The sequence below is a fragment of the Methylococcus capsulatus str. Texas = ATCC 19069 genome, assembly GCF_000424685.1.
Taxonomy (GTDB): domain Bacteria; phylum Pseudomonadota; class Gammaproteobacteria; order Methylococcales; family Methylococcaceae; genus Methylococcus; species Methylococcus capsulatus.
In genome coordinates this window covers 17,460-30,595 of the sequence record NZ_AUKJ01000020.1, presented here as the reverse complement: position 1 = coordinate 30,595, position 13,136 = coordinate 17,460, and the positions used below count along the sequence as shown (strand labels likewise).

The 13,136-nt window shown below is 64.6% G+C and carries 7 protein-coding genes; all 7 read left to right on the top strand.

Going from position 1 to position 13,136, the window contains the following annotated elements; translation table 11 throughout:
* The first annotated feature begins 217 nt into the window (after positions 1-217).
* The 7 genes from H156_RS0108825 to H156_RS0108795 all read left to right on the top strand — a co-directional run bounded on the left by H156_RS0108825 (position 218) and on the right by H156_RS0108795 (position 13,132).
* On the top strand, positions 218-3,694 hold the full coding sequence (locus H156_RS0108825) for a PKD domain-containing protein (protein WP_017364371.1): 3,477 nt from the start codon (positions 218-220) through the stop codon (positions 3,692-3,694).
* A gap of 420 nt (positions 3,695-4,114) precedes the next feature.
* On the top strand, positions 4,115-6,886 hold the full coding sequence (locus H156_RS0108820; RefSeq protein WP_238536796.1) for a cytochrome C: 2,772 nt from the start codon (positions 4,115-4,117) through the stop codon (positions 6,884-6,886).
* Positions 6,887-6,936: 50 nt separating this feature from the next.
* Positions 6,937-7,242 (top strand): hypothetical protein, encoded by a 306-nt coding sequence (locus tag H156_RS16015; RefSeq protein ID WP_036246320.1) that lies wholly within the window; start codon positions 6,937-6,939, stop codon positions 7,240-7,242.
* A gap of 49 nt (positions 7,243-7,291) precedes the next feature.
* The gene (locus tag H156_RS0108810) at positions 7,292-10,042 is read left to right on the top strand and encodes a hypothetical protein (RefSeq protein WP_017364374.1); all 2,751 of its coding nucleotides are present in this window, start codon (positions 7,292-7,294) and stop codon (positions 10,040-10,042) included.
* Positions 10,042-11,526: a hypothetical protein gene (locus H156_RS0108805; protein ID WP_238536797.1), complete on the top strand. Its 1,485-nt coding sequence runs from the start codon at positions 10,042-10,044 to the stop codon at positions 11,524-11,526. The genes H156_RS0108810 and H156_RS0108805 overlap by 1 nt, the downstream gene beginning before the upstream one ends.
* Positions 11,526-12,137, top strand: a complete 612-nt coding sequence (locus tag H156_RS16010) for a hypothetical protein (protein ID WP_017364376.1) — start codon at positions 11,526-11,528, stop codon at positions 12,135-12,137. The genes H156_RS0108805 and H156_RS16010 overlap by 1 nt, the downstream gene beginning before the upstream one ends.
* Complete coding sequence (locus tag H156_RS0108795) at positions 12,134-13,132, top strand: hypothetical protein (protein WP_017364377.1); 999 nt, start codon at positions 12,134-12,136, stop codon at positions 13,130-13,132. Before H156_RS16010 ends, H156_RS0108795 begins: the two co-directional genes overlap by 4 nt.
* The last annotated feature ends 4 nt before the right edge of the window (positions 13,133-13,136 follow it).

Sequence of the window (13,136 nt, the reverse complement as noted above, 5' to 3'; positions counted from 1 at the left end):
AAGTGAATCGAAATCAATTGAATGGCCTGGCATCGAGTTCCAGCCGCGAGGAGGGGGGAAGGAAGACCCGCCCGGTAGAACTGCAGAAATACAGCCGGGTATGGGTTTTGCCTCGTGCTTTGGGGTCCTCGCAATGGCACGCCGTGCTTTCGGCTATGCGCCTTTGTGGGACGGGGAACATCGAGAACAAGAAAAGCGCATTTTTTAGAGGGTAGGTATGAACTCGAAACATCTTCAGCAACGCGGAGGGCCGCTGGGCGTTGCGACGGGCGTCGCGGCGCTGGTGCTCGCCCTCGCCGGTGGAGGGGCGCAGGCCGCTTCCGTCTCCGGTTCGGCCAAGCTCGATGCCGGGCTGGGCAAGGTGAGCGTCAAAGGTAAAACAGCGGGTCTTGCACCGGGCTCATGGGTATCGATTTACGATGCCGACAGCAACATGCTCCTTTACACGGCCAAGACCGACGGCAAGCAGAAATTCAAGGTCACGCTGCAGAACGGCGGGGTGCCTTGCCGGTTGCGCCTGGAGACCGGCGACGGCAGCAAGGTGCTGGTGCCGGTGGGCGGCGCCGACGCCTCGTGCAAGAAGGCGGCGGCCTGTTCCATCCAGAATCCGGCGAGCGATGTGGAAATAGCCGAAGGCCAGTCGGTCGAATTCGCCGCCTGGGCCAAGGCGAAGAAGAAGGTGACGCTGAATTATCTTTGGACCGTGAGCGACGGTTCGGACCCGTACCAGAGCCCGAGCTTCTCGCATCAGTTCAATCACGCCGGCCAGTACCGCGTGATGCTGCAGGTGGCCGATTCCACTGGCAACCGGTGTGCGGACGACGTGGTCGTCCGGGTGGTGCCGCCGAACGCCAATCCTTATCCCAAGGTTTCCGAGCGGCCGGCGCCGACCGTAGCCGAGGCCTTGAACGCGACGGATGGTTCTTATGTGGTCATGCCGTTCGAGGAAACCGGTATGCAGGGCGGTAGCCAGGTCACACTGCCGTTCAATCCGCTCATTCCTTACAACACCCTCAACGCCCAGGTGTTCAAGAAGGTGAAGCAGAAGCCGGCACTCATCGATCCCAGCGAGCTCGACGTCTTCTACTCGGCGGCTTCCAATCCGAAGGACCCGGTGGGAGGCGACTCCATCAACTCGACCAGCCAGAACCGGTTTTCGACCGGGGAATCCGGTGCCAACTGGGATCCCGCCCAGACCACCGCCAGCCAGACCGTCCTGATCGGCGGCCGTGACTTCGCCGAGGCCACGCTGCGCAAGACCGAGATGTGGGACAAGATCGACCAGCCCAACTCGAACCTTTCCGGCAAGCCCAAGAACGGCAAGTCCATGGCGGAGCAGCAGAGCACCTACACACCCGCCAAGCCGATGATGCAGCTGGACGAGGGCATCCGCGGCAATGCCGACGAAGGCGCGGGCGCCCGCAGGATGCCGGGCGCGGCGAATCCTTACCGGGCCAACGATCCGCAGCAGATTTCCGCCTACGACAGTGCCTCCAAGACTTTCCTTGCCCAGTTCATTCCGGCGAGCGATGTCGACGACAAAGGGCGGGTCAATCCCTATCCGCTGTTCCGGGTCGAAGCCCGGGACAAGGGCGGCAACCTGGTGGCCAAGACCGATGCGGTGTTCTCCACGGCCTCGGAAACCCGCTGCCGCGAATGTCACGCCAAGGGCAAGGTGGCCGCGGACGATACCGTGTGGCGCACGCCGGTGCAGGAGACCGAGCTGGTCAACGCCGACGGGAGTCCGGGGCCGGCCACCGGCGCCGGGAGTTTTTCGGCCGGCAACACCGGCTACAACGGCATCTGGCCGCCGGCGATCCACAACGTGTTCAACGTCAATGCGTACGATCCCCTGCCGCCGAACAAGCCGGCGCCCTACTTGTTGGCCGGTGCAGTGCCGGCGGATGCTTCCGGACTGCGCACCGACCGGGTGGCCGAGTCGCGCGTCGGTGCGGACGGCAAGCTGCAGATCCGTTTGAAGTTCAAGGACGCATCGGAATACGGTGACCCGGACGACTGGGTCGCACAGGAAAAAGCGGCGTTGTTCAACACACTGGTACTGCACGACTATATGGTCAAATACAGCCCCACCGGCACCATCTCTTCGCAGATCGCCGATCTGGTCGAGGACAAGCTGAGTGGCAGCCGGGGCGCGGCGATGTATTTCTGTTCCTCGCATCACACCAGCCAGTTGAAGTTCGACACCGGTGTCGCGGCCCGCTCCTATCCTTCCAACCGCTCCGACTATTCGCGTGCTTTCCACGCCTTCCACGGCAAGATGCAGGTCTATGCGCAGGATGTCTCGGCTTCCGAAAGCGCCGATGGCCAGGAGCACAAGAAGGGCGAGCTGATCCGCGACCGGCGCGGCCATCCGCTGATGTTCGGCGGCCGCGGCTGGGATTCGCAGCACAACGACAACAACGGCGTTCCGGTCAAGTCCGACGGGTCCGGGACCAGCTACGCCTGGGACACCGGCAAGAACGACTGGGCACCGGAGCAGTTCCCCATGCACCCCAAGGGCGAGCTGCTGTATCAGTTCGGTGAGGGCGTGGCCGCGGAGGAGAACTGCGCGAAGTGTCACACCGGCCACACCGAAAAAGCCTACCGCGACATCCACTATGCCTCGGGCCTCAAGTGCGATAACTGTCATGGTGACATGCTGGCGGTCGGCAATGCCTATTCCAGTCCCCGCTACGATGCCAACCTGAGCGGTGCCGGTGCCTATGTCGGCGATTCCGTCCACTTCAGACGGCCCTGGCTGGACGAGCCGGACTGCGGCTCCTGTCACGTGGGCGATGGCAACCGGAAGGACCCGAACCAGGGCTTCTTTAGCGCCGGTGTGAAGAAAACCGCCTGGCAGGCGAATGATCCGGCCAAGGCCAGCGTGTTCCCGGATGATGCCCGCTTCGCGGTCATGCCTGTGGTCGAGATGCGCAAGGAGAAATCGACCGACGCCAATGGCAACACCGTCTATGTGGACAAGCAGGTGTCCGTAGCGCTGTTCCGCAAGAGCAAGGACGTGCACGGCACCGGATCGGGCGGCGCCATCGCCTGTTCCACCTGCCATGGCGGCTCCCATGCCATCTGGCCGAACGCCGACCCGGACGCCAATGACAACGTGACCGCCCGGCAGTTGCAGGGCTACGACGGCAATATCGTCGAATGTTCGGTCTGCCATGTGAAGGATGATTTCAAGGAAGGGCTGGTGGCTACCGACGGTGGCGCTAGCAACAAGGGCGTGGCGCAGGGTGTGCGCGATGGCAAGGTGGTGGATGCCACCAGTGGGCGCGCCTACCTGGCCGGGCCGCACGGCATGCATCCGGTCAACGATCCGTACTGGTGGAAGGAGGCCGCCGCTTCTGCGCCCAACGGCAGCGGCACCCGCAAGGGCGGCTGGCACAACGACTTTGCCAAGAAGCCGGGGCCGTTCGGCGAAGACCAGTGTGCGGCCTGCCACGGCAGTGACCACAAGGGTACGCGGCTGTCGAAGACTCTGACGGCCCGCGAGTTCGTGAACGAGAAGGGCAAGGTGGTCAAGGTGGCCGCCAACACCCCGATCGGCTGCAACCTCTGCCACAGCCTGCAGAAGAGCTTCACGGGCGTTCCCACGGGACAGCCTCAGGCCTATCCGCCGCCGACGCCCTCGCCGATCCACGGTGGCGGGGACGGCGGAGGTGGCGGCCACGGCCACTGAGCCCGGCTGTACAGACATCCGGGCGGTCCGTCCCGTCGGGGCTGGCCCCCGGAGTCCCGCAAGCCGGCGTCGGAAACGACGCCGGTTTTTTCCATCGAAAGCCAATGGAATCCGGTTTACTTAAGTAATGATAATAACTATCATTTGCATTGTGTGTGCAGGGGAGCGACGACAGCCGCGCCTGCGTCCTTTTCTCAACGCATTGAGTGATTTCACTTAACCGGCGCGTGAAATCGCTTAAGTCTGGCGGTCTGGATTTCGTTCGACGCATCGTGGTGTCTGATTTTGAAACACTGTTTGGAATGGTTCGCATTTTGCTGTAGCTCCTCGCACTCCAGGGAAAACGGTGTCGCCGGCATCCCTGAGCGGTGGAATGAGAAGCGGCTGCGCGCCGGGACGGGCGCCCACGGCATTGGACGTATGAGCGAGGCACGACGAATGTGGATTCACCGGCTACAGATCTGCCCCTGGCTGTGGGCCGTCTGTTTCATCGCCGGAATTCTTCCGTCGTATGGCGGGGAGGCGCCTGCCGACAACGGTTTCGACCGGGCCGTACTCCATCCCGCCATCCCTCTTCTGGACGAGAGCGGACGCCATGTGCTCGACAGCGGCCTGCCTTACAGCCCCAAGACCAGCTGCGGCAACGGGTCGGGCAGCGGCTGCCACGACTATGCCAGGATCACCCGCGGCTACCACTTCGAGCAGGGGCGCGACGAAACCCGCGATGGCTTCGGTAACAAACTGGGGTTGCCGCAACTGACCGGCCCCGGCTATTTCGGCGGTTACAACTGCATGTCCGGCAATGCGCCGGGCTGGCTGGCCAGGAAGAGCAACGGCAGCGCGGCGGAATTCGGCGATTTCGGCGCGCCCGACCTGGTTCGCTACTGTGGCGCCTGCCATTCCGGCGGCGGCTGGGGCGAATTCGACCGTAACGGGGGGCGCTATGACGAGCAGTCCGCCGAGACGGTCAAGGCTTTCGACGGCGACTATTTCAGCCGTCAGTTTCAGGAGCCCGGCAAGACAGGGCAGTACGGCGGTTCCGGACCTTCCGAAGTGGTGGCATGGGACTGGAGGAAGAGCGGGGTGCGGGAGGCCGACTGCATGCTTTGCCACGCCGACTTCTCCCGCCTGAAGACATTCCCTCCCAGTGGATTGGGTACGGGCGGTTCCGAGTCCGCGGCGCTGCAGTTCGCCCGTCTGCGCGACGAAAAATTCATCGCGGGCGGTTTTTTCCGCCATGCGGCATCGGCCATCTGGGAATTCCTCGACGTGCGGCCCGATACGGAAGGCGGCGCGGCGCTCTTGGCGGTGGAGCGCACTCCTGCCACGGGTACCGCGACGCCGGATTACCGGCTGGTGCTGGACGATCAGGGCAATCCCAAGCTGCACTGGAACCGGGACGCATTCGACGAGTCCGGCAAGATCCAGGTACCCATGCTGCGGTTTCCGGCCAGCGACAATTGCATGTATTGCCACAAGACCGGCAATTCGCGGCGCGGCTTCTACGGCTTCGGGCCTGAAGTCCGGGTGAGGATGGCGGGCGACGGGACTACGATCACCGATTTCCGCACCGACGTGCACAAAGGCGCGGTCTGGACCGAGGACAACGGCCAGGTGCGGGTCATCGACAACTGCAACGCCTGCCATGCCAGGCAGTACTACAAGTCGCCTGCGGCCAACGTCGACTTGGATGCCGACCACAATTTCCCCAAGGGCAATGGCGACAACGACGTCCGTAACGATCTCGACAACGCGCCGCCGCCGGCCTCCTGTGAGCATTGTCATGACCAGGCGGCGAAGCCGGCCTTGCCGTCCGGCCACAAGAACGTACTGGAGGCTCACCGCGAAATCTGGAAGGCCAACGGTGACATGCGGGGTTATCCGGAAAACACGCTGGACCGGATCACCCAGACGCACCTCAACGTCGTCGCCTGTCAGACCTGCCATATTTCCAGGCTGGCCGACAACGGCAAGGAATTCCCCATGCGTTACCGCTACCGGGTCGGCTACGGCGGACGGCTGAAGATCTTCCCCTATAAGCCGGCCTACCGCTATTTCGTCCAGGATCGGAACAGCGGGCGGGTGTTGAACCGCTACGAGCGCTTCTCCGTGATCGAGGAGCGGACGGGTTCGGACGGCGGAAAGTATGGAGCGATTCTCGATCCCGCCAGCGGCAAGGAACTGGGGCGGGTGGTGATGAACGGGGATGAATTCGGCGAGCCCCCGACTTTCGCCGACTACAAGGCGCTGAAACAGGCCTACGACGCCTTGCTGGGGATGAAGGGCTACGCCATGCCGAACGTCCGCTTCGTCTACATCGAATCCAATGAATACGCGCTCAGTCATGCAACGCGGCCATCGCCGCAGGCGGTGCAGTGCGAGGACTGCCATGCGCGCAAGCAGAGCGGGGCTTTCAGCGCGTTGATTTCCGCAGAAGGGCTTTTGGGCGAGGCCAACGTGGCCGAAGTCGCGAAGCTGCCGGACCGACGGCTGGTGGACGCCGGTATCGTCGAACTCGGCATGCCGTATTACAAGGTCCAGGACGATGGGCGCATCGTCGAGAACGTGGCCGACGTGCTTTATGCCAGCCGTCTCGATCCGTCCATGTCGATTCTCAGGTCGGAAACGGCCCGGACGGTCGAGAACGAGTTCAAGACCCTGAGCCGTGCCGAGGCGCTGGCTTTCGCCGATCTGGACGAGGCGGCGGGGCAGAAGCTGGCGGCGGATCTCCCTTCCGGCGAGGCGCTGCTGTTCGGCTCGAAGGTCGGGCACAGTTCGCTGCGCGGATTCGCCCTGATCCAGACGCGGGGGACCCGGACCCTGGCCTTTGGCGACGTCCTCAAGGGCCGGGTGGAGAGCCGGCCGGCGAAGGCCAAGGACCGGACCCGGATTTTCGGCCAGGGGTTCGGCAACCTGGTCGCGGACATTTACTCACTGGCCGTCATGGACGCCAGCGGCAGGACACTGCCGGGACTCGTCGAGGGTACCGCGCTGGTCAGGCTGCCTTACCGGGGCAAGGCGAAAGCGCGCGGCGGGGTGAACGTGCTGGTTTCCAATGACGGCAAAGTCTGGCAAAGGGTCGGCGGGAAGAACCTGCTGGTATTCCGGCCACGGGGCGACGTGGACGGTTACGTCGTGGTCCGGATCAGGCGTTCCGCCCTCTATCTGACCCTCGCCGACAAGGTGGGCTAAGCCGTGAGGCCGGGCCCGGGAATTTGAAAGATCGCAGGAGGATTCGTGACATGCACGCCAAGTCTCACCGGAGTCAGCTCTGCTGCTCTTCGAGTCCGCCGGTCGCCGAAGACGCGGCTGCCTTGCCGCGGGCACCGGGAATGCCGGGGCATCCGCTGGTGCAGAAGATCCTGCCCTGGCTCGCAGGAGCGGGCATGGGGCTGGGACATGCGGCGGTGGCTTCCAACTGTACAGTTCCCCAGCAGGGGCGTTGCAGCAGTTGCGGCAGCTGCATCGTGGTGGTCGGTTCCCTGGTCGCCTGGGCATTGTCCCGACAGCGGGGACGGGGCGCGTTCTACGAGGAGGGCAGACGGTGAGATTAGCGGCGGTCGTGGCGGGGATTCATCGACAGCGGGGAGATCGGGCATGAAGGGGGCGCTCGGGCGGCGGCTGCGTTCCGCCGCGTGGTGTCTGTCGCTGTTTGGCTTTTTGCCGAGCGCGGTTGCGGCGGGGGCGGTCAATGCCTTCGACCGGACTCTCATGCACCCGGCTATTCCGCTGGTGGACGAGGACGGCCGGCATGTCCTGGAGAGCGGCAGACCCTACAGCGTCCGGATGAGCTGCGGCAACGGCAATGGCGGCGGCTGCCACGACTACGACGGCATGAACCACGCCTACCACTTCGAGCAGGGACGTGACGAAACCCGCGACGATTACGGCGCCAGGCGCGGCCTCCCCCAGCTGGTTGGCCCCGGCTATTTCGGCGGTTTCAACTGCATGCAGGGCAATGCCGCCGCCGCGCTCGCCAAAAAAGCGAATACCAGTGAGGCGGAATTCGGCGATTACGGGGCGGCGGGCTACGTCAAGGCCTGCAGCACCTGCCACCTGGGCGGCGGCTGGGAGGAGTCGGACCGAGGCGGTGTGCGCTACGACCAGATGCCGGCCGGCTCGGTCCCGGCCTGGGACGGCGATTACTACGACCGCAATGGCGACGGCCAGGTGGTCCCTTGGGACTGGAGGAAAAGCGGCGTGCGTGAGGCAGACTGCCTGACCTGCCACGCCGATTTCTCGCTCCTGAAAAAATTTTCCGCCAGCGGACTCGGCGGCAACGGCGACGGCACGGCCGGCGCCCAGGATCACTGGGGCCTGCTGCAGGACGGCAAGTTCGTGGCCCAGGGCTTTTTCCGCTATGCGAACTCGGCGATGTTCGAGTTTCTCAACGTCCGGCCCGACTTGTCCGGAGGGGCTCAGTTGCTGACCGTGGAGCGGGCCGTCAAGCCGGGAACCGCCAAACCGGATTACGACCTGGTGCTGGGGGACTCGGGCGAGCCCGTCCTGCACTGGAACCGGGACGCCTTCGACGACAGCGGCAAGGTCCGCATCCCCATGCGCCGCTTTCCCGGCAACGACAACTGCATGCTCTGCCATCTGGCGGGGGCCGGCATCAATCGCATCAATGCCAAGGTGAAGAGCAGCCGGCGCGGTTTCTACGGCTTCGGCGAGGAGGCCGCTCAGACCCTGGGCGAGGACGGAAAGCCCGTCGACGACTACAAGGACGACGTCCACAAGGGCAAGAGCTGGACCGACGATACCGGCGAGACCCGGATCATCGACAACTGCAACGCCTGCCATGCCAAGCAGTACTACAAGCCGGCCTACGCCAACATCGATCTCGACGCCGACCACGACTTCCCCAAGGGCAACGGCGACGCGGACATCCGCAACGACCTGGATTACCAGCCCGGTCCGGCCGACTGCGAATACTGCCACAGCACCGCCAAGGCGCCGGCCCTGCCGTCGGGTCAGCCCACGTTGCTGGACGCCCACCGCGAGCGCTGGAAGTCCTCGGGTTTCATGCGCGGTTATGCCACGAACTCGTACAACCGGGTGGTTCAGGTGCATTTCGACGATCTCGCCTGCCAGGCGTGCCACAACCACAAGGCGGTGTACAACGGCAAGACCCTGCCCATGCATTACCGCTACCGGGCCCGTGCGGACGGAGCACTGCGGGTCATCCCCTATGTGCCCAACGCCCGGTTCTTCGTCCAGGACCGCAGCAGCGGCCGGGTGCTGTACCGCTATGAGAGGCAGTCGGTGTTCCGTTTGAAGAACGGCGGCCAGGCGGCCATCGTCGATCCGGCCAGTGGCCAGGAAACCGGGTCGGTCACCGTCACCGCCGGCCAGTTCGATCTGCCCGCGACATACAACGACTTCAAGGCGCTCAAGCAGGCTTATGACAACCTGCTCAAGGGCAAAGGCTACGCCAGCGCCGACGTGCGCTTCGTCTACGCCGAGAGCAATGAATACATCTTCACCCACCAGACCCGGCCGGCGGAGCAGGCGGTCGCCTGCGAAGAGTGCCATACCCGCCGGGCGGACGGTTCGATCAACGGTGCGGTGGCGGCCAACGGCCTGATGGGCGCCAATCGCGTCATCGAGGTGGCGAGGATCCCGGACGCGCGCCTGGTCGACGAAGGCGTGGTGGAGCTGGCGTCGGGCTACCACAAGGTGCAGGCCGACGGCAGGATAACCGAAACCGTCGCGGAGGTGCTCGAGGCCACCGACAAGGCGCCGGACATGTCGATCCTCAAGGCTGCGACCGGCCGCGCCGTCGGCGGGCCGTTGAGAAAACTGCCGGCCTCCGAAGCCGCGGCATTGGCTGCGCTGGATCAGGATGCCACCGGCAAGCTCACCGCAGGATGGGACAGCGGACTGTCGCTGACCTTTTCCGCCAGGGTCGGCCACCCCTCCGTCCAGGGGGCGGCGCTGTTCATTCCCGGTTCCCCGCTGAACCAGTTGCTGCTGGAAGGCGTCCGGGTGGAGCTGAGCAGCAGGGAGTCCACGGCTGCCGAGCGCCGCAAGGTCGGCAGGCTGGGCACGGGCACGCTGGCCCCGGACGTCTACGGCCTGAGTCTGACTCGGAGTGGCGGCAGCGGAGTGAAGAATTTCGGCGGCGGCGAAGGTTGGATCAAACTGCCGTATTGGGGCGCCGCGACCCGGATCAAGGGTGTCAAGGTGGTGTATTCCGAGGACGGGAAGACTTGGCGCACGCTGGCGCGCCACAGGATCGTAGCCTTCAAAGCCGCTTCCGGCGGTGCGGCGGGCTATGTCCTGTTGCGCCTGAAGCGTCCCGTCGCTTACCTGGCGTTCGCGGGCAAGGCGGGAAGCAAGTCCTGATGATAGCGAGGCGAGGCGGTCTCGGTGGGGGGAGGGGGCAGCGGTCCGCCCGTGTCCTGCGGGCCCTGCCGTTGGTCTGGCTGGCCGTGGGTGGACTGGTCCCGTTTCCCGGCCGTTGTGACAACTGGCATGGTTCGGTGCGCAGCAAGCTCCAGGTGGACAATCGCTATACCTTGCAGAACGCCCATGTTTTCGGCGAGCTGTGGGGGCAGGGGTTTTATGACGATTCCCGGGAGGATCTGCACGGCGCCATGGAGTTCGTGACGCGCACCGGTTATCAGCCCGATGGAGGCGGCGTGGCGGGGCTGTACCAGGCTTTCGTCGAGAAGGGTTTCGATTCCCTGAACACCCGCGTCAAGCTGGGGCGCTTCCAGCGCACCGACAACCTGGGTCTGTACCTGGTCGATGGCGGGGCCGTCGCCTATGCCGCCGATGACAATGGCTGGAGCTTTGACGCCTATGCCGGCCATCCCAGCCGATACGACCACGTGATCAGCGTCGAGGGGAAGTTCGTCGGCGGGCTGGAGGGGCGCGCGCAATGGACCCCGGATTGGGGTTGGGGGAGCGATGGGCCTTCCCTCGGCCGGATCGACGTGCGCGGCGGCTACCAGTATTTCTGGCGCGACCTGTCCCAGCGCGCGTTCGGCTATTCTCCGTACACTGGGGACGGGGGTAACGGGAGCGGCACCGTGAACCCGGGGATGCTGATCGGCGATACCGGCTTGCAAGGCGCGGTCGCCGGCAGTTATTCGGCCTACGGCGGTTCCAAGCCCTGGGGCAGCTCCCTGCAGCGCCTCTATTTCGCCACCACCGGCGCGGGCAGGCTGGGGCTTTGGCGGAACAGCGACTACGAACTGGGGGTGCTGGGGACCTACCGGGCCGACCGGGATGCATTCGAGAACATCCGCCTCAACGGCCAGCTCGATCTGACCAACGACGTGCGCGTCCGCGGTTCCTGCGAATACTTCCAGCCGCGCGATCCCATCCTGACCTTCCGGGAAAAATTCTACAGCGCCTACGCGCTGGGCGAGCAGACCCTGGCGCGGACCCGTATCCAGCACGAGCCGGTGAAGGGTTTCAACTACTACGTCGGCGGTCTCGCCTCCAGCCGGAAAGGATACGACGGCTATGGCGGCGAGCTGGGGGCGAACTACGTGTTCAATCCCAATTTCGGCCTGATCGGCGAGTTCGACTACATGTCCCTGGGACCCGAGAGTGCCAGCAGCTTTTACGTCAGCAGCACGCACACCGTGAATTCCAGGCTGCAGATGCGGGTGAACACCGCGCTGCGGTTCGAGGACAAGATCCTGTACGGGTTCAACCGGGCGGTGGGTGCGGAAATCGAGGCTTTCTACATGCTCCGCAACAATCTGGTGCTCAACGTCGCGGGGAGTTACGTCTGGTATACCCGCATCCTCGACGAATACCTGGGGGCGGTCCAGGTGATCTATTACTTCGACAACTTCAAACCGAAGGGGATGTGATGGCGAGGCTGATACTGGTTCTGCTCTGGGCCGTGGTCCTCGCCCCCATGGTCGGCGCCGGCGACCTGCCCGACGCGGTGAAGGACCCCAAATGGTGGGAGAAGCGGGAGCAACGCACGGACATTCGCTATCCGCACAATGCCCACATGGAGGTGATGGACGAGGAGGGTGACAGCTGCATGCTGTGCCATTCCTTCGCCCCCAACGCAATGACCGACGAGAGCAAGCTCAAGCCGCTCACCACTATCGCCAACGAGCCGCTCAAGGCGGTCTGCCACGATTGCCACGTGACCGAGCAGCGCGGCCCCTGGCGCTGCAACCTGTGCCACGACGACAAGACCAAGATCTGGCCGGAAGACCACCGTTTCGGCTATGTCGACCACCACGGCGAGGCCGCGCGCCGGGACGAAGCCGCTTGCAAGGAGTGCCATCTCGATCTGGCTTTCTGCACCAACTGCCATTTCCGCAGGGACACCATGGGCACCGGCTACCACCCGCTGGGATACCGCACCCTGCATGGCCTCGGGGTGCGGGTCGACACGTTGGACTGTGGGCGCTGCCACAACCAGATCTATTGCGAGACCTGCCATGCGAGGACGCGTTTCCAATGAAGACGAACACCCATGGTCTGACGGTCTGGCTGTGCCTGGTCTGGCTTGCGGCGGTCTGTCCCTCGATGGCGGCGGCCTACACGGTGTCGACCGTGACCGGCAATCTGCTGCTGACGCCGAAACACGGCGGCGACGGTACCGCCTGGGGCCGGACCAACTGCGTCAGCTGCCATTTTCTGCAGAACATCCACAAGAAGGCCCCCAACATCCGCAACTGGGTGCTCTACAAAGGCACGGCCACCTGCACCGGCTGCCATGGCACCAACGGGACCAACGCACCGCGGCGCTGCATCATCTGCCACAACACCGCCGACCTGGCCACCTCGCCCCGGCAGAGCGGTGCCCACAAGCACGATTTCTCGGTCGAGAAGGACCGGCCACTCGGCGACGGCGACTGCCTGACCTGCCACGTCAAGCCGGACATGGACGGCCGGTTCGAGCGCGACGTGGATCTGACGGCGATCCGCGACGCTGCCGGCAGCTTCGCGCCGTATACCAGCGATAGCGACTTCTGCCTGCGCTGTCACAACCGCAACCATCAGCCGGCCGGCGTCCGTATCAAGTCGAGGCCGAGCTACGGGCTCAACGATCCGCTGGTGGCCATCGAGGACGACTACACCCAGATCGACCGCCACGGCTGGGTCAACGGCGGTACGGGGCCGTACCCCGGATTGCGCGGCAAGAAGTTCCACTACGCGGACGAGGTCGCCTGCACCGACTGCCACGTCATGCATGGAACCCGCAACCCCAAGCTTATCCTGGACGACACCCGCAAGGGCTCGAACCGGCTGCTGAAGACGCTGCCCAAGCCCTACAAGGCCCGGGTCCACGACGGCAACTACGCCGAATTCTGCGTGTTGTGCCACCGGATGGAGGACCCTTCGGTCGAGGAAGGCGCCTACGACGCGGGCAACGGTCTGTCCGGCGTGCACGACGTCACCTCCGACTGTAGCCAGTGCCACACCCACGGGGAGCCGGTGAAGGGGGGATTGTGAGGGA